24 protein-coding genes and 1 pseudogene are annotated in these 16,507 nt (G+C 61.5%); 19 read left to right on the plus strand and 6 right to left on the minus strand.

Translation table 11 applies throughout. The features are described from left to right. The 13 genes and pseudogenes from tuf to B7G53_RS20325 all read left to right on the plus strand — a co-directional run. Window positions 1–248, plus strand: a pseudogene (tuf, locus tag B7G53_RS20265) (elongation factor Tu); the annotation flags it as partial. A 25-nt stretch (window positions 249–273) separates the two neighbouring features. Further along, window positions 274–588, plus strand: coding sequence for a 30S ribosomal protein S10 (rpsJ, locus tag B7G53_RS20270; protein WP_007838118.1), 315 nt, complete (start codon window positions 274–276; stop codon window positions 586–588). Window positions 589–792: 204 nt separating this feature from the next. After that, the gene (rplC, locus tag B7G53_RS20275; RefSeq protein WP_096671107.1) at window positions 793–1,473 is read left to right on the plus strand and encodes a 50S ribosomal protein L3; all 681 of its coding nucleotides are present in this window, start codon (window positions 793–795) and stop codon (window positions 1,471–1,473) included. Next, window positions 1,473–2,093, plus strand: coding sequence for a 50S ribosomal protein L4 (rplD, locus tag B7G53_RS20280; protein WP_077593710.1), 621 nt, complete (start codon window positions 1,473–1,475; stop codon window positions 2,091–2,093). Before rplC ends, rplD begins: the two co-directional genes overlap by 1 nt. Then, on the plus strand, window positions 2,090–2,416 hold the full coding sequence (gene rplW, locus B7G53_RS20285) for a 50S ribosomal protein L23 (RefSeq protein WP_077593711.1): 327 nt from the start codon (window positions 2,090–2,092) through the stop codon (window positions 2,414–2,416). The genes rplD and rplW overlap by 4 nt, the downstream gene beginning before the upstream one ends. Before the next feature lie 2 nt (window positions 2,417–2,418). After that, window positions 2,419–3,243 carry a 50S ribosomal protein L2 gene (gene rplB, locus B7G53_RS20290; RefSeq protein WP_077593712.1) on the plus strand — a complete coding sequence of 275 codons (825 nt, stop codon included), beginning with the start codon at window positions 2,419–2,421 and terminating at the stop codon, window positions 3,241–3,243. A gap of 9 nt (window positions 3,244–3,252) precedes the next feature. After that, window positions 3,253–3,531 carry a 30S ribosomal protein S19 gene (gene rpsS, locus B7G53_RS20295; RefSeq protein WP_077593713.1) on the plus strand — a complete coding sequence of 93 codons (279 nt, stop codon included), beginning with the start codon at window positions 3,253–3,255 and terminating at the stop codon, window positions 3,529–3,531. Window positions 3,532–3,540: 9 nt separating this feature from the next. After that, window positions 3,541–3,870 carry a 50S ribosomal protein L22 gene (gene rplV, locus B7G53_RS20300; RefSeq protein ID WP_096671109.1) on the plus strand — a complete coding sequence of 110 codons (330 nt, stop codon included), beginning with the start codon at window positions 3,541–3,543 and terminating at the stop codon, window positions 3,868–3,870. A 15-nt stretch (window positions 3,871–3,885) separates the two neighbouring features. Next, window positions 3,886–4,803 (plus strand): 30S ribosomal protein S3, encoded by a 918-nt coding sequence (gene rpsC, locus B7G53_RS20305; protein WP_096671111.1) that lies wholly within the window; start codon window positions 3,886–3,888, stop codon window positions 4,801–4,803. Between the two features lie 24 nt (window positions 4,804–4,827). Continuing rightward, complete coding sequence (gene rplP / locus B7G53_RS20310; RefSeq protein ID WP_077593716.1) at window positions 4,828–5,244, plus strand: 50S ribosomal protein L16; 417 nt, start codon at window positions 4,828–4,830, stop codon at window positions 5,242–5,244. A 12-nt stretch (window positions 5,245–5,256) separates the two neighbouring features. Beyond that, a complete protein-coding gene (gene rpmC, locus B7G53_RS20315; protein ID WP_096671169.1) occupies window positions 5,257–5,463 on the plus strand; it encodes a 50S ribosomal protein L29 in 207 nt (68 codons plus the stop codon). Beyond that, entirely contained in the window at window positions 5,463–5,732 is a 270-nt protein-coding gene (rpsQ, locus tag B7G53_RS20320; protein ID WP_096671113.1) for a 30S ribosomal protein S17, read from the plus strand. The genes rpmC and rpsQ overlap by 1 nt, the downstream gene beginning before the upstream one ends. Window positions 5,733–5,920: 188 nt before the next feature. Continuing rightward, on the plus strand, window positions 5,921–6,427 hold the full coding sequence (locus tag B7G53_RS20325) for a peroxiredoxin (protein WP_096671115.1): 507 nt from the start codon (window positions 5,921–5,923) through the stop codon (window positions 6,425–6,427). Between the two features lie 155 nt (window positions 6,428–6,582). On the opposite strand, the gene B7G53_RS20330 is transcribed toward B7G53_RS20325, so the two are convergent. After that, on the minus strand, window positions 6,583–7,080 hold the full coding sequence (locus B7G53_RS20330; protein ID WP_096671117.1) for a GNAT family N-acetyltransferase: 498 nt from the start codon (window positions 7,078–7,080) through the stop codon (window positions 6,583–6,585). An 81-nt stretch (window positions 7,081–7,161) separates the two neighbouring features. Beyond that, on the minus strand, window positions 7,162–7,842 hold the full coding sequence (locus B7G53_RS20335) for a cytochrome b/b6 domain-containing protein (protein ID WP_096671119.1): 681 nt from the start codon (window positions 7,840–7,842) through the stop codon (window positions 7,162–7,164). A 219-nt stretch (window positions 7,843–8,061) separates the two neighbouring features. On the opposite strand from B7G53_RS20335, the gene B7G53_RS20340 reads away from it, so the two are divergent. Continuing rightward, window positions 8,062–8,517, plus strand: a complete 456-nt coding sequence (locus B7G53_RS20340; RefSeq protein WP_096671121.1) for a c-type cytochrome — start codon at window positions 8,062–8,064, stop codon at window positions 8,515–8,517. 189 nt (window positions 8,518–8,706) lie between these two features. Here B7G53_RS20340 and B7G53_RS20345 read toward each other — a convergent pair whose 3' ends face one another. Beyond that, window positions 8,707–9,219, minus strand: coding sequence for a TlpA disulfide reductase family protein (locus tag B7G53_RS20345; RefSeq protein WP_096671123.1), 513 nt, complete (start codon window positions 9,217–9,219; stop codon window positions 8,707–8,709). Window positions 9,220–9,235: 16 nt separating this feature from the next. On the opposite strand from B7G53_RS20345, the gene B7G53_RS20350 reads away from it, so the two are divergent. The 5 genes from B7G53_RS20350 (at window position 9,236) to B7G53_RS23055 (ending at window position 13,759) form a co-directional block, all read left to right on the plus strand. Next, window positions 9,236–9,940: a DUF4197 domain-containing protein gene (locus B7G53_RS20350; RefSeq protein ID WP_096671125.1), complete on the plus strand. Its 705-nt coding sequence runs from the start codon at window positions 9,236–9,238 to the stop codon at window positions 9,938–9,940. A 181-nt stretch (window positions 9,941–10,121) separates the two neighbouring features. After that, window positions 10,122–11,387 carry a 3-methyl-2-oxobutanoate dehydrogenase (2-methylpropanoyl-transferring) subunit alpha gene (locus B7G53_RS20355; protein ID WP_096671127.1) on the plus strand — a complete coding sequence of 422 codons (1,266 nt, stop codon included), beginning with the start codon at window positions 10,122–10,124 and terminating at the stop codon, window positions 11,385–11,387. A gap of 2 nt (window positions 11,388–11,389) precedes the next feature. Next, window positions 11,390–12,400: an alpha-ketoacid dehydrogenase subunit beta gene (locus B7G53_RS20360; protein ID WP_096671129.1), complete on the plus strand. Its 1,011-nt coding sequence runs from the start codon at window positions 11,390–11,392 to the stop codon at window positions 12,398–12,400. 1 nt (window position 12,401) lies between these two features. Continuing rightward, window positions 12,402–13,649: a dihydrolipoamide acetyltransferase family protein gene (locus tag B7G53_RS20365; protein WP_096671131.1), complete on the plus strand. Its 1,248-nt coding sequence runs from the start codon at window positions 12,402–12,404 to the stop codon at window positions 13,647–13,649. A 5-nt stretch (window positions 13,650–13,654) separates the two neighbouring features. Beyond that, window positions 13,655–13,759, plus strand: a complete 105-nt coding sequence (locus tag B7G53_RS23055) for a DUF4197 domain-containing protein (protein ID WP_141396415.1) — start codon at window positions 13,655–13,657, stop codon at window positions 13,757–13,759. Window positions 13,760–13,948: 189 nt separating this feature from the next. Here the strand turns inward: B7G53_RS23055 and B7G53_RS20370 are convergent, their stop codons facing one another. The 3 genes from B7G53_RS20370 to B7G53_RS20380 form a co-directional block, all read right to left on the minus strand. Next, a complete protein-coding gene (locus tag B7G53_RS20370; RefSeq protein WP_096671133.1) occupies window positions 13,949–14,725 on the minus strand; it encodes a hypothetical protein in 777 nt (258 codons plus the stop codon). Window positions 14,726–14,803: 78 nt separating this feature from the next. Further along, window positions 14,804–15,604 (minus strand): hypothetical protein, encoded by an 801-nt coding sequence (locus B7G53_RS20375; RefSeq protein ID WP_141396416.1) that lies wholly within the window; start codon window positions 15,602–15,604, stop codon window positions 14,804–14,806. 327 nt (window positions 15,605–15,931) lie between these two features. Further along, window positions 15,932–16,468: a GrpB family protein gene (locus tag B7G53_RS20380; protein ID WP_096671137.1), complete on the minus strand. Its 537-nt coding sequence runs from the start codon at window positions 16,466–16,468 to the stop codon at window positions 15,932–15,934. Between the last annotated feature and the right edge of the window lie 39 nt (window positions 16,469–16,507).

Raw genomic sequence — 16,507 nt, forward strand, 5'->3', positions numbered from 1 at the left:
CCAAGGACGAGGGCGGCCGCCACACCCCTTTCTTCAACAACTACCGTCCCCAGTTCTACTTCCGCACGACGGACGTGACCGGTGCGATCGAGTTGCCAGAAGGCAAGGAAATGGTCATGCCAGGCGACAACGTGTCGATCACCGTCAAGCTGATCAACCCGATCGCCATGGAAGAAGGTCTGCGTTTCGCCATCCGCGAGGGCGGCAAAACCGTCGGCGCTGGTGTCGTGGCCAAGATCATTGCGTAATTCGCTCCACATTTAAGGAATTACCATGGCTACCAAGCAAAAAATCCGTATCCGCCTGAAGGCGTTTGACTACAAACTGATCGACCAGTCGGCCGCCGAGATTGTGGATACTGCCAAGCGCACCGGCGCGATCGTCAAGGGCCCCGTGCCCCTGCCGACCCGCATGAAGCGTTTTGACATCCTGCGTTCACCCCACGTCAACAAGACGAGTCGCGACCAGCTGGAAATCCGCACGCACCAGCGCCTGATGGACATCGTTGACCCAACGGACAAAACCGTTGACGCGTTGATGAAGCTCGATCTGCCCGCCGGTGTGGACGTCGAAATCAAGCTGCAGTAAGCAAGAAGCGGGGGTCGGGCGAAAGCCGGAGCCCCAAAAAAACAGGTTTCAGCGCGGATTTGCCAACATGGCAAGTCCGCGCTATACTCTTGGGCTGTCCTGAACATGCTGTGCATGGCTGGGGCGGTTTTATTAACAGTCTTTCACATCAAAACGTCTGCGGCCAATTGAAGTCGCAGCGGTGGAAGTTACGGAGAAAAAAGCATGAGTCTGAGCAACTCCCTCGGGTTGCTGGGCCGCAAGGTGGGCATGATGCGTCTGTTCACTGATGATGGGGATACCGTTCCTGTCACAGTGGTAGATGTGTCTAACAACCGTGTGACCCAGGTGAAAACCCAAGCAAACGACGGCTACGATGCCCTGCAAGTGGCATTTGGTGCGCGCAAAGCGTCGCGTATCACCAAGCCGGCCGCTGGCCACCTTGCGAAAGCAGGCGTTGAAGCCGGTGAAATCCTGAAAGAATTCCGCGTGACGGCTGACGTCGCAGGCAAATATGCTGCCGGCACTGTTGTGCCTGCCGCTGACGTGTTTGCAGTCGGTCAAAAGGTGGATGTGCAGGGTACTTCCATTGGTAAAGGCTTTGCCGGCACCATCAAGCGTCACAAGATGAGCTCGCAGCGCGCGTCGCACGGTAACAGCCGTTCGCACAACGTTCCCGGCTCCATCGGTATGGCGCAGGATCCCGGTCGCGTGTTTCCCGGTAAACGCATGACGGGCCACCTCGGTGACGTCACCAAGACCACACAAAACCTCGACATCGTGCGCATTGACGAAGCCCGTCAGCTGCTGATGATTCGCGGCGCCGTGCCTGGTTCCAAAGGTGGTTTTGTGACGGTTCGCGCCGCCATCAAGGCCAAACCAACCGCTGCCAAAGGAGCGAACTGATGCAGGTCGAACTCCTGAATGACCAGGGTCTGGCTTCGTCCAAAGTGGACGTGCCCGATACCGTTTTTGGTCGCGAATACAACGAAAGCCTGATTCACCAGGTGGTCGTGGCCTTCCAGGCCAACGCCCGCCAGGGAACGCGTGCCCAGAAAGACCGTGAGCAGGTCAAGCACTCGACGAAAAAGCCGTTCAAGCAAAAGGGTACTGGCCGCGCTCGCGCCGGTATGACTTCTTCCCCGCTGTGGCGCGGAGGCGGTCGCATTTTCCCGAACATGCCTGACGAAAACTTCACGCAGAAAATCAACAAGAAGATGTATCGCGCCGGCATGGCTTCGATCTTCTCCCAGTTGGCACGTGAAGGCCGCTTGGCTGTGGTGGACTCGCTGACCGTGGATTCGCCCAAGACGAAAGTCCTGGCCGACAAATTCAAGGCCATGAACCTCAAATCGGTGCTGGTCATCGCTGACGAGGTTGACGAAAACCTGTACCTGGCTTCACGCAATCTGGTGAACATTCTTGTGGTTGAACCCCGCTACGCGGATCCGCTGTCGCTGGTTCACTACAAAAAGGTTCTGGTCACCAAGGCTGCCATGGACAAACTCAAGGAGATGTTTGCATGAGCGCCGTGAACACCAAACCAAAATTTGACGAAGGCCGCCTGATGCAGGTGCTGGTCGCCCCCATCGTGTCTGAAAAGGCAACCATGGTCGCGGACAAATCCAACGCCGTGCTGTTCAAGGTCCTGCAGGACGCCACCAAACCCGAAATCAAGGCCGCTGTGGAATTGATGTTCAAGGTGGACGTCAAGGCCGTTTCTGTACTCAACCAAAAAGGCAAGACCAAGCGTTTTGGCAAATCCACTGGCCGTCGGGACAACATCCGTAAAGCCTATGTGACGCTGAAGCCCGGTCAAGAGCTGAACATCGGTGGGGAGGCTGCGTAATCATGGCTGTCATCAAAATGAAACCCACCTCTCCCGGCATGCGCGGGATGGTGAAGATTTCCCGGGATCACCTGCACAAGGGTGAGCCTTACGCGCCGCTGCTGGAGCCACAATTCCAGAAAGCCGGCCGTAACAACAACGGGCACATCACGACGCGCCACAAAGGCGGCGGTCACAAGCACCACTACCGTGTGGTGGACTTCAAGCGCAACAAGGACGCCATTCCGGCCAAGGTCGAACGTATCGAGTACGACCCCAACCGCACGGCCCACATTGCGCTGATCTGCTACGCCGACGGCGAGCGTGCCTACATCATTGCCCCCCGCGGCCTTGAAGTTGGCGCCACGCTGGTCAGCGGTGCCGAGGCCCCGATCCGCGTCGGCAATACCCTGCCGATCCGCAACATTCCGGTGGGCTCGACGATTCACTGCATCGAGATGCAAATTGGCAAGGGCGCGCAGATTGCACGTTCGGCCGGTACATCGGCGACGCTGCTGGCTCGTGAAGGCATCTACGCCCAGGTGCGCATGCGCTCCGGCGAAGTCCGCAAGATCCACGTTGAATGCCGCGCCACGATTGGCGAGGTGGCCAACGAAGAGCACAGCCTGCGCCGTCTGGGCAAGGCCGGTGTCAAGCGCTGGATGGGTATCCGCCCGACCGTTCGCGGTGTGGTGATGAACCCGGTCGACCACCCGCACGGTGGTGGCGAAGGCAAGACCGGCGAAGGTCGCCATCCTGTCGATCCATGGGGTAACCTGACCAAAGGCTACCGCACCCGCAACAACAAGCGCACGCAAGTGATGATTGTTTCGCGTCGCAAGAAGTAAGGCCAGGAAATGACACGTTCACTCAAAAAAGGTCCCTTTGTCGACCAGCACCTGGTAGCCAAGGCTGATAAAGCCGTTACCAATAAAGACAAAAAGCCGATCAAGACCTGGTCGCGCCGCTCCATGATCCTGCCCGAGTTCATCGGCCTGACCATCGCCGTGCACAACGGCAAGCAGCACGTCCCTGTCTACATCACCGATCAAATGGTTGGCCACAAGCTGGGCGAGTTCGCACTCACCCGGACTTTCAAAGGTCATCCGGCTGACAAAAAAGTTGTGAGAAAGTAAGGAAAGACCATGGAAACACGTGCAACCCTCCGGGGCGTTCGTCTGTCGGTCGACAAGGGCCGTCTGGTCGCTGACCTGATCCGCGGCAAAAAAGTGGATCAGGCGCTCAACATCTTGACCTTCACGCAGAAAAAAGCTGCCGGAATCATCAAGAAGGTTGTTGAGTCGGCTATCGCCAACGCTGAACACAACGATGGCGCCGACATCGACGAACTGAAGGTGAAAACCATCTACGTCGAACAGGGCACCACGCTCAAGCGTTTCTCGGCGCGCGCCAAGGGCCGCGGCAACCGTATCAGCAAGCCCACGTGCCATGTGTACGTTGTGGTTGGCAATTAAGAAGGCAGACAGGATATGGGACAAAAAATCAACCCAACCGGGTTCCGCCTTGCCATCAGCCGTAACTGGTCCAGCCGCTGGTACGCGAGCAACAAAGACTTCGCCGGCATGCTGGCCGAGGACATCAAGGTTCGCGAGTATCTGAAAGCCAAGCTGAAGAACGCCGCGGTGTCGCGCGTTCTGATCGAGCGCCCCGCCAAGAACGCCCGCATCACGATTTACTCGGCACGTCCGGGCGTGGTGATCGGCAAAAAAGGCGAGGACATCGAGAACCTCAAGAAAGAACTGAGCCGCCAGCTGGGCGTGCCGGTCGCCGTGAACATCGAAGAAGTTCGCAAGCCTGAAATTGATGCCAAGCTGATCGCAGACAGCATCACCCAGCAGCTTGAAAAACGCATCATGTTCCGCCGTGCGATGAAGCGCGCCATGCAAAACGCCATGCGTCTGGGTGCCCTGGGCATCAAGATCATGTCGTCGGGCCGCCTCAACGGCATTGAAATCGCTCGTTGCGAGTGGTACCGCGAAGGTCGCGTGCCCCTTCACACCCTGCGCGCCGACATCGACTACGGCACCTCTGAAGCCAAGACCACCTATGGTGTGATCGGCGTCAAGGTCTGGGTCTACAAGGGCGACACCCTGGGCCGCGGCGATTCGCCGGGCGCCCGTCTGGATGCCGCACCTTCCGATGAAGAACGCAAGCCGCGCGGCCCGCGTCGCGATGCACGTCCTGGCGACCGCACGGACCGTCCGTCCGCACCCCGTGGAGCCGCACGCCCAGCGCGCGGTCCTGTCGGTGGCGTGAACACGGCCCCTGCGGATGGCAGCGACAAACCGGCTGAAGCTACCCCTGGTAGCGACGCCCCGAAAACCACCGTTAAGCGCGTCCGCAAAGCCGCGCCAGCTGCAGCAGCTGACGGTGCCAAGACCGAGTAATCGGTCTAACTACGGAGAATACAAATGCTGCAACCCGCTCGCAGAAAATATCGCAAAGAGCAAAAAGGCCGCAACACCGGCATCGCCACACGAGGCAACTCGGTGGCATTCGGTGATTTCGGTCTGAAGTGTACCGACCGCGGTCGCCTCACTGCTCGTCAAATCGAAGCCGCACGTCGTGCGATTTCCCGTCACGTCAAACGTGGCGGCCGTATCTGGATCCGTGTCTTCCCGGACAAGCCGATTTCCCAAAAGCCTGCTGAAGTGCGTATGGGTAACGGTAAAGGCAATCCAGAGTACTACGTGGCTGAAATCCAGCCCGGCAAGATCGTTTTTGAAATCGTCGGTGTGCCTGAAGAGCTGGCCCGCGAAGCGTTCCGTTTGGCATCTGCCAAGCTGCCGCTGCGCACCACCTTCGTCAGCCGCATGATTGGCCAGTAAGGGGAAATGACCATGACCAAATCTACTGAACTGCGCAAAAAAGACGTTGCCGGCCTGCAAACCGAAGTCAAAGAGCTGCAAAAAGCCCACTTTGGCCTGCGCATGCAAAAAGCCACGCAACAACTCACCAACACCGCCACGCTGCGTTCTGCGCGTCGTGACATCGCTCGTGCCAAAACCATTCTGGCCGAGACCATCGTCAAGCAAGGAGCGAAATAATGACGGAAGCTAAAAAATCCCTCAAGCGCACCCTGGTTGGCCGTGTGGTCAGCGACAAGCGCGCGAAAACGGTGACGGTGCTGGTTGAGCGTCGTGTCAAGCACGAGCTGTACGGCAAAATCGTGTCCCTGTCGAGCAAGTACCACGCCCATGACGAAAAGGGCGAGTACAAGACGGGTGACCTGATCGAGATCACCGAAAGCCGCCCGATCTCCAAGACCAAGAACTGGGTTGTGACCAAGTTGCTGGAAAAAGCTGCTGTGGTCTGAACCTTTCGGGTTTGACCGCAAGTCATGAAAAACGGCCCACGATGTGGGCCGTTTTTGTTTCTGCTTTCATCCGTCATCAGGGGTCACCCGTAGCATGCTGCGGGGCTTTCATCGGCCGCTCAACGACCTTGCCCGAATCGTTGAAAATGGTGGCTGTCCGTATTCACCCCCCTCATCCAGGAGACACCATGATCAAAGTAGGCGATACCCTTCCCGCAGCCACGCTGATGGAATTTTCGGAAGTCGAAGGCAATGGCTGCAGCATTGGCCCCAATCCTGTCGACGTGACCAAGGCGACGGCCGGAAAAACCATTGCATTGTTTGCACTGCCTGGCGCGTACACGCCGACCTGCTCCGCCAAACACGTGCCGGGTTATGTCGAGAAATTCGACGAGCTCAAGGCCGCTGGTGTGGACGAGATCTGGTGCGTGAGTGTCAACGATGCTTTCGTGATGGGCGCCTGGGCGCGCGACCAGAAGACCGGCACCAAGGTCCGCATGCTGGCCGACGGCAGTGCAGATTTTGCCAAGGCCACGGGTTTGACGCTGGACCTGACCGCACGCGGCATGGGCTTGCGCAGCAACCGCTACTCGATGCTGGTCAAGGACGGCAAAGTTGCCGCGTTGAACGTGGAAGGCCCCGGCAAGTTTGAAGTCAGCGACGCTGGCACGCTGCTGGCGCAGGCCAAGGGCTGATCCCCTGTCCGGGTTCGCCGGACTGCCTCCGTAGACAAGCCGCAGATTGCAGGATCTGCGGCTTTTTTTTGGGGCTGCCGACGTGTGAACTTTTACTCGGATGCTATTAAAAAAGGAGCTGCTTACGCCCGTTCAATAAGGGCTGCAACCTGATTCTATTGCAAATCCGCCTTCAGGTAGTGAGCGCCCGCTATCGGGTTGTGGTAGTAGGGCGGGATGTCCTTGAAGCCCAGATCTTCGTACAGTGCCCGCGCCGCCTCCATGTCGTTGAGGGTGTCAAGCAGGACGCTGTGGTAACCCGCGATGCGCGCGGCGTCCAGCACCGCTTCGGCGAGTTGCCGTCCCAGCCCGAGGCCGCGAAAGCCCTGGCGCACATACAGGCGTTTCATCTCGCAGGCGTTGGGGTAGTCCACCGTCTCCAGCGGCCGCATCGCGCAGCAACCGGCAATCTCGCCGTCCAGCAGGGCCAGCAGCAGGCAGCCCTGGGGCGGCGCATAGTCGCCCGGCAGGCCGGCCAGCTCGGCCTCGAAGTTCTGGAAGCAGAGGTCGACACCCAGCTGGTCGGCATACTCCTGGAAGATCAGGCGTGTGGCCGCCAGCTGTTCCGGCGTGGTTGGCGTGATGAACTCGAGGGTGGGAGAAGAGGCAGACATGGCGGGTGAAGTCGAACCCAGTGTATCGGGATTTGCCGGCACCCCGGCCGGGACTTGCCCGGGTCTGCGTTACAGGCCGTGTCAGAACGCAGGCGCGCCCAGGCTGCTGAGCCAGTAGACTCCGGCCGTGCAGGCCAGCAGCACCCCCAGGGCCAGTAGCCGGGAGGCCGTGTCGTCGCGCGAGGCGGGCGCGGCCGTCACCAGTTCCTTGTCGCCATGCAGCATGGCACCCACCAGATTGTGTTTGCGCCACAGGTAGAACACGATGGCCACGATGTGCAGCAGCACCAGCGCCAGCAGAATCCACTTGCCGATGCTCTTGTGATAGTCGGTCGCCAGGCCGACGGTGGCGTTGGAGACAAACCGCGTCAGCGGACCCGAGAAGGCGATTTCGTCATCGCTGAGCAAGCCGGTGCCAACCTGCGCCAGCAGGAAGCCCAGCATGGCAAACACCGACCCGGCGCCAATGGGGCTGTGCCCGATGCCGCCTTCAGGCTTGCCTTTTCCCTTCAGGTGGTTGATCACGCTGGCCGGCGAATAAATGAAGGCCCCAAAACGCGACCAGCGTCCGCCCACCAGACCCCAGACGATGCGAAACAGCAGCAGCGTCAGCACCGAATAACCGAAGCGGAAGTGCCAGACCATGGCGTTGCCGCCCAGGGTGCCGGTGATCGCCAGCCCGATCACCGCGGCGACCAATGCCCAGTGAAAAAGCCGCGTGGGCAGGTCCCAGACGCGTATTCTGTGGATGTGCTGGCTCATGCGTGACCCTCTTGTTTTGTGTCTGCTGGTTGGGCCGTCATGCAGCCATGGTATGTTTCATGCGTCGGGTTCAGCGCCCGGCCGCTTCTCCTTGGTGCTTACCCTAGTCTTTTGGTTCCGCCGGAACTTTGCATTCGGGAAACGGCTCATTCGACTGGCAGTCTATCGGGAAGCACTGCCCCATCGCCAGAACCTGTCAAAAACCACGAGGAAAAATAAATGAAAGTTTTCGCCTGTATTGCAGCCGCTGCCACGCTGCTCGTCCTGGCCGCGCCGGCCTCTGCCCAGTTCGCCAAACCGGAAGACGCCATCAAGTACCGCCAGAGCGCACTGTCCGTGATGGGCACACATTTTGGCCGTTTGGGCGCGATGGCCAATGGCCGTATTCCTTTCGACGCCAAAGGCGCCGCGGACAACGGCGAGATCGTGGCCGCCATGGCCAAACTCCCTTGGGCCGGCTTTGGCGCGGGCACGGACAAGGGTGGCAACACCAAGGCCAAGCCCGAAATCTGGACCGAGCAGGCCAAGTTCAAGGAACACAGCGACAAGCTGCAGGCGGAAACCACCAAGCTTGCTGCTGCCAGCAAGACCGGCAGCCTCGACAGCCTGAAAACGGCCTTTGCCGCCACCGCCGATACCTGCAAAGCCTGCCACGACGCATTCCGAAATAAATAAGCCCCCACGGTCGCTCACTGCGTGTAGCTCCCTGCCCCCCGAGGGGGCCGCTGCGCCTGCGGTCTGGCGAAGCCAGTCCCGCGGCCCCTGCTTGAAAAAGAGGAGCTTCCTGCGCTGGGGGTGATAAAAAAGGCCGGATCCTTTGCGGGATCCGGCCTTTTTTATGGGGGCTTGAGAGCGGCAGGTATATCAGGTCTCAGCGAGTAGCTTCTCGATCAGTTGATGCAGGGCCGCAAAGTCCGGCTCGCCGACATACTGCTTGACGATTTCGCCGCGTTTGTTGACCACGTAGGTCGTCGGCGTGAGTTGCACATCGCCCCAGGCCTTGGCCACCGCGCCGGTGTTGTCGATGGCCACCTTGAACGGCAGCTTGCGTGTCTCGACGTAGTTGACAACGTAGCTCGGCGGATCGTAGCTCATGGCCACGGCCAGCGTGTCATAGCCCCGGCCCTGGTACTTGTTGTAAGTGGAGATGATTTTGGGCATCTCGGCCACGCAGGTCACGCAGCTGGTGGCCCAGAAGTTGACCAGGGTGACCTTGCCCTTGAGGTCCGCCGTTGTCTTCTTGCTGCCGTCGAGCAGCACAAAGGTTGACTCGGGGGCCCGCTGCGCGCCGCCACAGCCGGCCAGGCCGGCAAGGGTACCCAGTGCCAGCACCGAGGCGAGGGCGATGCGGCATACTGCGCTTGAAACTGAACTCATAGGGAAGGATCTCATCATGCAACGTCGCCATTTTAACCAGGCCGGTCTCAGCGCACTGGGCATGCTGGTCCTGGCCACCTACCAGCAGGCGCAGGCCCTGTCGCTGAACGACCTGAGCAGCGCAGAAGCGTCTACTGGCCTGAAAACCGCCCTCGAAAAAGGCGCATTGGCGGCCGTGGCCCTGCTTGGCAAGACAGATGGATTCCTCGGCAACCCGAAAGTTCGCATTCCCTTGCCGGGTTACCTTGAAGATGCGTCCAAACTGCTCCGCAATTTCGGGCAGGGCAAACGCATCGACGAGCTGGTGACCGCCATCAACCGCGCCGCCGAAGCCGCCGTGCCCATGGGCAAGGACCTGCTGGTCAGTGCCGTGCGCTCCATGAATGTCACCGACGCCAAAAACATCCTGGCCGGCGGCGAGACCTCGGTCACGAACTTCTTTGCCGAGAAAACCCGCGCCCCGCTGGCGGTGAAGTTCCTGCCGGTGGTCACGCAGGCCACGGCCAAAGTGGGGCTGGCCAACAAATACAACGAGTTCGCCGGCAAGGCCGCCGGCTTTGGCCTGGTCAAAAAAGAAGACGCCAACATCCAGCAATACGTCACCGGCAAGACGCTGGACGGCCTGTACCTGATCATCGGTGAAGAAGAAAAGAAGATCCGCCAGGACCCGGTCGGCACCGGCAGTGCGATTCTGAAGAAGGTGTTTGGGGCGATGAAATAGCCTGGTTTCGGCCGGAATGTGGGTTGAATCAGCCTTCCGCCCATGCAGAACGGGCGCAGACAGCTATTAAAAAAGGAGCGGGTGACGGACGGAGCCCGGCGTGAAAATCGGGTCCGGTCGTCCGCCCGGGGGGTTTGCACCTTGAGCGGCACAGGGCTACGATGTGCTTCAGGTGACGCGGATGAACAAGAAGCAAGCACTCCGTCTGCATGTGCCGGAGCCCTCGGGCCGCCCCGGGCACGAGACTGACTTTTCCTATCTGCATCTGTCCCCGGCCGGGGAGGTGCGGCGCCCACCCGTCGATGCTGCGCCCGCCGACACAAGCGACCTGGCCTACAGCCTGGTGCGCGTGCTGGACGACGAAGGCCGCGCCGTCGGGCCCTGGGTACCGCCGGTGGAGCCGCAGCGCTTGCGCACCGGACTGCGGGCCATGATGAAGACGCGCATCTACGACGCCCGCATGATGATTGCGCAGCGGCAGAAAAAGATCTCGTTCTACATGCAGTGCCTGGGCGAGGAGGCGATTGCCACCGCCCATGCGCTGGCGCTGCAGCCCGGCGACATGTGTTTTCCCACCTACCGCCAGCAGGGGCTGCTGTTGGCGCGCGACGACATTGACATGGTCGAGATGATCTGCCAGCTGATGTCCAACGAATGCGATCCGCTCAAGGGGCGGCAGCTGCCGGTGATGTACTCCTACAAGCGGGCCGGGTTCTTTTCCATCTCGGGCAACCTGGCCACGCAGTTCATCCAGGCCGTGGGCTGGGGCATGGCGTCGGCGATCAAGGGCGACTCAAAAATAGCCTCGGCCTGGATTGGCGACGGCGCCACCGCCGAGGCCGACTTTCATACCGCGCTGACGTTCGCCCACGTGTACCGCGCACCGGTGATCCTGAATGTGGTGAACAACCAGTGGGCGATCTCGACCTTTCAGGCCATTGCCGGCGGCGAGGCCACCACTTTCGCGGCGCGTGGGGTCGGCTGCGGCATTGCCTCCTTGCGCGTGGACGGCAATGACTTCCTCGCGGTCTACGCCGCCTCGCTGTGGGCTGCAGAGCGTGCGCGCAGCAACCTGGGGCCGACGCTGATGGAGTGGGTTACCTACCGCGGCGGGGCGCACTCGACCTCGGACGACCCTTCCCGCTACCGCCCGGCCGACGACTGGGCGCACTTTCCGCTCGGCGACCCGATCGCGCGGCTCAAGGCACACCTGATGCAGACAGGCGCATGGACCGCGCAGGAGCATGAAGCCACGCAGAAGGAGCTGGAGGCCCAGGTGAGCGCGGCGCTGAAGGAGGCCGAGCGCTACGGCTCGCTGGCCGCTGGCCACCTGGCGGGCGCGGCGGCGATGTTCGAGGATGTCTACAAGGACATGCCGGCGCACCTGCGCCGGCAGCGCGAACAACTGCTCAGGGGTGAAATGGACCCCCTCCGCCGGGAGAGCTGACCATGCAGATGACCATGATCCAGGCGCTGCGCTCGGCAATGGACGTGATGCTGGAACGTGACAGCAATGTCGTGGTGTTCGGCCAGGACGTCGGCTATTTTGGCGGCGTGTTCCGCTGCACCGATGGCCTGCAGGCGAAGTACGGCACTTCGCGCGTGTTCGACGCGCCCATCTCCGAAGGCGGCATCGTCGGCGCGGCGGTCGGCATGGCCGCCTACGGCTTGCGCCCGGTGGTCGAGATCCAGTTCGCCGACTACTTCTACCCGGCCTCCGACCAGATCGTGTCCGAAGCGGCGCGGCTGCGTTACCGTTCGGCCGCCGACTTCACGGCGCCCATGACCATCCGCATGCCCTGCGGCGGCGGCATCTACGGCGGGCAGACGCACAGCCAGAGCCCGGAGGCCCTGTTCACCCATGTCTGCGGGCTGCGCACGGTGATGCCGTCCAACCCCTACGATGCCAAGGGCCTGTTGATTGCGTGCATCGAGAACGACGATCCGGTGATCTTCCTGGAACCCAAGCGCCTGTACAACGGGCCTTTCGATGGCCACCATGACAGGCCGGCGGTACCCTGGACCGGCCACCCGCTGGGCGAGGTGCCCGAGGGCTACTACACCATACCGCTGGAGTCGGCCACGGTGTTTCGCCCTGGCGCCGACCTGACGGTGCTCACCTACGGCACCATGGTCTTCGTGTCGCAGGCGGCGGCGCAGGAGAGCGGCATTGACGCCGAGATCATCGACCTGCGCAGCCTCTGGCCGATGGACCTGCAGACCGTGGTGGACTCGGTGAAAAAAACCGGCCGCTGCGTGGTGGTGCACGAAGCCACGCGCACCAGTGGCTTCGGCGCCGAGCTGGCGGCGCTGGTGCAGGAGCACTGTTTCTACCACCTCGAAGCGCCGATTGAGCGCGTGACCGGCTGGGACACGCCTTACCCGCATGCGCAGGAGTGGGCCTACTTCCCAGGCCCGGTGCGCGTGGCCGCGGCGTTCAAGCGGGCGATGGAGGCATAGCATGGGCGTCCACGTCATCAAGATGCCCGACCTCGGCGAAGGCATCACCGAGGTCGAGCTGGTGGCTTGGCGCGTCAAGCCCGGCGACCGCGTGGCCGAGGATCAGGTGCTGGCCGACGTGATGACCGACAAGGCCACGGTCGAGATCCCGTCGCCGGTGGTGGGCCAGGTGCTGGCCCTGGGCGGCGAGGTCGGCCAGGTGCTGGCCGTGGGCGCGGAGCTGATCCGCATAGAGGTGGCGGGATCGGCTACCCCCGACGCGGCCGCATCCATGCCGGTGGTCCCTGCGCCCGCACCGGCATCGACCCCGACCCCGACATCAATCCCGATTTCGATCCCGGACGCAAGCGCTGTTCCAAGTCCTTCCGCTGACAAGCCCATCGCTTCGCCGGCCGTGCGCCGGCGCGCCTGGGAGCTTGGCATCGACTTGCAGCAAGTGGCCGCCAGCGGTGCGGGTGGCCGCATCCTGCAGGCCGACCTCGAGGCTCACGTGGCGGCGCATGGGACGGCCCCGCCGGCCGTTGCTCGTTCAACGGGTCTGGTGCAGCGCAACGATGAAGAAAAGGTGCCGGTGGTGGGCCTGCGCCGCCGCATCGCGCAGAAGATGCAGGAGTCCAAGCGCCGCATCCCGCACTTCACCTATGTCGAAGAAGTCGATGTCACCGAACTGGAGGTGCTGCGGGCGCGGCTGAACGCGCAGTGGGGGGCGCAGCGCGGCCACCTGACACTGCTGCCCCTGCTGGTGCGGGCCGTGGTGCTGGCCGTGCGCGAGTTTCCGCAGGTCAACGCGCGGTTTGACGACGAGGCCGGCGTGGTCACGCGCCATGGCGCGGTGCACCTGGGCATCGCCACCCAGACCGGGGCCGGCCTGATGGTGCCGGTGCTGCGCCACGCCGAAGCCAGCGACCTGTGGGCCAGCGCGGCAGAGATCGCGCGCCTGGCCGCCGTCGCGCGCGCCGGCAAGGCCACGCGTGATGAGCTCACGGGCTCGACCCTTACCCTCACCAGCCTGGGCGCCCTCGGCGGCATCGTCTCCACGCCAGTGATCAACTATCCGGAAGTGGCCATCGTCGGCGTCAACCGCATCGTGGAGCGGCCGGTCATGCGCGGCGGCGCGGTGGTGGCGCGGCAGATGATGAACCTGTCGTCGTCCTTCGACCACCGCGTGGTCGACGGTCAGGTTGCTGCCGGTTTTGTGCAGGCTGTGCGCAGGTATCTCGAAGCCCCGGCCATGCTGTTTGTGGCGTAGCCGCCATGGACAAGTCGTTTGAGGGCTTGCGACGAGTCATCGGTGACGAGGACAAGTCGATCCGGCAGGACCCGGTGGGAACGGGCGGCGCGGGTTTGATCGAGGGGTGATCAAGCTGGGGTTTCCGCCGGGGAGGACGGGTGCGCGCAGCGGGGAAAAAGCGCTTGCGAGGATGAGCCAGACATCCGTGTCTGGCTTTGGTGCTCGGGCTCTGGTGCGTCTGCGAATCCTGAGCAGCCAGCTTGCTGACGGTTTGCGTCCCGTCAGCAATCAGTTTGAGTGCCGGTCAGGTATTCCTGTTAGAACGCGTAACCAACCGATACGCCAGCGCCCCAGTCCGGGCTCCCGTCAGAGAAGCCTTTCAGCAGATACGTCTGCGTCTTCCATGACTTGTCAAACTTGTGCACGTAAAACGCGGTCAACTCGCTTTGTGCCGCGCTCGTTGCGGATGACTTCTGGCGGTAATCGTAGGCAAAGCCGGCGTTATTTTTTTCGTCCATCTTGAACACGGTTCCGGCGGTCAGGCTGAAGACGTTTCGCAGCGGGATCGTGGCCGAGCTTCCCAGGGCGGTGTACCCGATGCCACCAAAAAAGGTGAGCTGGTTGACCTTTTTGTAGACATCCAGAATGACGGAGTAGTCGTTTTCCCCGGTGCCCAGGCCCTTGGCGCTGTCAGCTGTGCCAAATTTGATCTTGCCTGTGACGTCGGCACCGAACTGTGCCTCCGCATTGTTGTAAAAGTTATAGGTCGCGGCTGTGACGACATCGCCCAGGCCTGACGCCGTGCGAACCGCGGAAGTGGTTGTCGATGTTTTGCCAACACCCACCACCACATCACTGGGGCCAGTGATGCGAATATAGGGAACGGTCACCTTGAACGTCCAGGGGCCCTTGTCGTAGGCGACATTCAGGGGAATCGAAGTGATGTCGGTCGACGTCTGCGTGCCGTATTTTCCGGAACTGTAGTTAACGCTGGTTCCCATGGTCAAGGTGCCCTCGTCACTGGCCCAGCCCGCTTGAGCTGCCAATACCAGGGTGCTTGCCAGCATGAGCCGGCTGTACTTTTTCGTTTGCATCGATTTCTTCCTCTACATAAAAAAACCGGATGAGCCGCTGATGTATGCGCACTCACCCGGACCGGATCACGCCAAAGTTTAACGCTTCGGACTCTCTATGCGTTCCGGGCGCTCGACGCGCTCGGGACGCTCCACACGTTCCGGGCGTTCGACTTTCTCGGGGCGTTCAATTTTTTCAGGGCGCTCGACTTTTGCCAGGCGCTCAACTTTTTCCGGCCGCCCGGAGTTCGAATTCGCTTTCTCGACTCTGACTTCCGGCTTGCCTTTGCCCGCATCGGCCCGACGCTCGGTAGCCGTTGCGCTCTTGTCCGTTTTTGACGCGCTGATCACTGCACCCAGGTTGAATCCGAGTTTTTTTGCGATGACCCCCCAGCCCTGGCCTTCGCTTCGCATCTGCAAAACGCCAGGCAAGGTGGTGGTGCCTGTTGAGGTGGTGACGGTACCGCCGTTCAACGCTGCCTCAAGCTGGGCCGGTGTTGGATCGGTAATGCCCAACTTCGTCAGTTCGGCTTTTGCGAGGGCCAACGCGATGTTGACATTGCCGTAGCCCAGCTGGGATGTTGCCGGTGTAAACGTCGTTGAGCCGGTCGTGGTGCCGCTGGTGGATGTCAGGGTGATGCTTTTGCCGGTGCGCAGACCGTCGACCAGCGCCGTGGCATTCGCGTCAGAGCCGGCGAAAGTGCTGTAGGTGGTGGCAAGGTCGGTCGCTGGTTTCGACGTGGCGGTGGTGGTGGTAGTAGTGGCCACCTGTGCAAGAACCGGCGTACCGGCAAATGCCAGGAGAATGCTTGCTGTGACAATTGCAAGCATCGGTTGTTTCATTCCCATAGCTGGTAACTCCTTTGTCTTTCGACATTGCTGATTCATCATGAAGACCATGACGGTGGTTGAACTTAACACGGACTTTGATGCGGCATCACACCCGGAAACATTGAGAAACAATAATTAAAAAGTTGTGATTTGTGACTTATTGCCTGTTCGCTTAACCGCCAAGTCTTTCAAACGGGGCGGTCATGCGGGCCCGACCAAGAGCTGTGCAGGCCAAGCGGGGCTTGCCGGTCATCACGAGTTACCGGCGGGATTTCTGGTGCCTCCGAGGTGCATGACGATGTCAAGTGCAGCCAGCAGGGATGATCGGCAGATCATCGACAAAGACGCGCGTCAGGTTCGGCAGGGGTCGTGTGGTCGCCCGCTTCGACGGGGCGCTCAGTCGTGGTGCGGCAGCGAGTTCACAAAGGCGGTCTTGGCGTTGGTGTAGGCCTCCCGGTCGGTCGGGTGCCGGACCGCCAGCTCGGCCTTGAGGGCGGCATAACGTGCCGCAAGCACGGGGCTGGCGCGCAGTGCATCGCGAAAGCGCAAGTGCCGGGTCCATGCCGGACCGCCTTGAACCGCAATGTGCAGGTGGTGCGTGCGGCGCCCGTCGGCCCAGCGCATAAACCACTGGCGGTCGGTCAGCGTGGCGTTGAATTCCGCCGATGTGGTGTAGCCGGCTTCACGCAGCGGTTTGGTCAGCGACCTGGCCATGGCCATCGTTTCGACACCCGCCAGCAGATCCACAATGGGTTTGGCCACCAGCCCGGGGACGGCTGTGCTTCCAATGTGTTCGATGTCGACAAAAATGAGCGGAAACAGCGCCAGCAGCCGGTCCCGCTCCGCCACAAACCTGGTCGGCCAGCGCTTGTCATACGCCTGCAAAGCCACTTCTTCGTGGATGGCCGCGTGCAGGGCGTCGGCGTTGTTCATGGGGTGCCTCGCCGTTTACGCCCGTTTGTGCGCGGCCAG

The organism is Polaromonas sp. AET17H-212 (genome assembly GCF_002379085.1).
Taxonomy (GTDB): Bacteria; Pseudomonadota; Gammaproteobacteria; order Burkholderiales; family Burkholderiaceae_C; genus Polaromonas.

What these genes read in the sequence shown, in the direction of transcription:
- rpsJ (WP_007838118.1), top strand. Translation starts at nt 274, where the DNA reads ATGGCTACCAAGCAAAAAATCCGTATCCGCCTGAAGGCGTTTGACTAC.
- rplC (WP_096671107.1), top strand. Translation starts at nt 793, where the DNA reads ATGAGTCTGAGCAACTCCCTCGGGTTGCTGGGCCGCAAGGTGGGCATG.
- rplD (WP_077593710.1), top strand. Translation starts at nt 1,473, where the DNA reads ATGCAGGTCGAACTCCTGAATGACCAGGGTCTGGCTTCGTCCAAAGTG.
- rplW (WP_077593711.1), top strand. Translation starts at nt 2,090, where the DNA reads ATGAGCGCCGTGAACACCAAACCAAAATTTGACGAAGGCCGCCTGATG.
- rplB (WP_077593712.1), top strand. Translation starts at nt 2,419, where the DNA reads ATGGCTGTCATCAAAATGAAACCCACCTCTCCCGGCATGCGCGGGATG.
- rpsS (WP_077593713.1), top strand. Translation starts at nt 3,253, where the DNA reads ATGACACGTTCACTCAAAAAAGGTCCCTTTGTCGACCAGCACCTGGTA.
- rplV (WP_096671109.1), top strand. Translation starts at nt 3,541, where the DNA reads ATGGAAACACGTGCAACCCTCCGGGGCGTTCGTCTGTCGGTCGACAAG.
- rpsC (WP_096671111.1), top strand. Translation starts at nt 3,886, where the DNA reads ATGGGACAAAAAATCAACCCAACCGGGTTCCGCCTTGCCATCAGCCGT.
- rplP (WP_077593716.1), top strand. Translation starts at nt 4,828, where the DNA reads ATGCTGCAACCCGCTCGCAGAAAATATCGCAAAGAGCAAAAAGGCCGC.
- rpmC (WP_096671169.1), top strand. Translation starts at nt 5,257, where the DNA reads ATGACCAAATCTACTGAACTGCGCAAAAAAGACGTTGCCGGCCTGCAA.
- rpsQ (WP_096671113.1), top strand. Translation starts at nt 5,463, where the DNA reads ATGACGGAAGCTAAAAAATCCCTCAAGCGCACCCTGGTTGGCCGTGTG.
- B7G53_RS20325 (WP_096671115.1), top strand. Translation starts at nt 5,921, where the DNA reads ATGATCAAAGTAGGCGATACCCTTCCCGCAGCCACGCTGATGGAATTT.
- B7G53_RS20330 (WP_096671117.1), bottom strand. Translation starts at nt 7,080, where the DNA reads ATGTCTGCCTCTTCTCCCACCCTCGAGTTCATCACGCCAACCACGCCG.
- B7G53_RS20335 (WP_096671119.1), bottom strand. Translation starts at nt 7,842, where the DNA reads ATGAGCCAGCACATCCACAGAATACGCGTCTGGGACCTGCCCACGCGG.
- B7G53_RS20340 (WP_096671121.1), top strand. Translation starts at nt 8,062, where the DNA reads ATGAAAGTTTTCGCCTGTATTGCAGCCGCTGCCACGCTGCTCGTCCTG.
- B7G53_RS20345 (WP_096671123.1), bottom strand. Translation starts at nt 9,219, where the DNA reads ATGAGTTCAGTTTCAAGCGCAGTATGCCGCATCGCCCTCGCCTCGGTG.
- B7G53_RS20350 (WP_096671125.1), top strand. Translation starts at nt 9,236, where the DNA reads ATGCAACGTCGCCATTTTAACCAGGCCGGTCTCAGCGCACTGGGCATG.
- B7G53_RS20355 (WP_096671127.1), top strand. Translation starts at nt 10,122, where the DNA reads ATGAACAAGAAGCAAGCACTCCGTCTGCATGTGCCGGAGCCCTCGGGC.
- B7G53_RS20360 (WP_096671129.1), top strand. Translation starts at nt 11,390, where the DNA reads ATGCAGATGACCATGATCCAGGCGCTGCGCTCGGCAATGGACGTGATG.
- B7G53_RS20365 (WP_096671131.1), top strand. Translation starts at nt 12,402, where the DNA reads ATGGGCGTCCACGTCATCAAGATGCCCGACCTCGGCGAAGGCATCACC.
- B7G53_RS23055 (WP_141396415.1), top strand. Translation starts at nt 13,655, where the DNA reads ATGGACAAGTCGTTTGAGGGCTTGCGACGAGTCATCGGTGACGAGGAC.
- B7G53_RS20370 (WP_096671133.1), bottom strand. Translation starts at nt 14,725, where the DNA reads ATGCAAACGAAAAAGTACAGCCGGCTCATGCTGGCAAGCACCCTGGTA.
- B7G53_RS20375 (WP_141396416.1), bottom strand. Translation starts at nt 15,604, where the DNA reads ATGGTCTTCATGATGAATCAGCAATGTCGAAAGACAAAGGAGTTACCA.
- B7G53_RS20380 (WP_096671137.1), bottom strand. Translation starts at nt 16,468, where the DNA reads ATGAACAACGCCGACGCCCTGCACGCGGCCATCCACGAAGAAGTGGCT.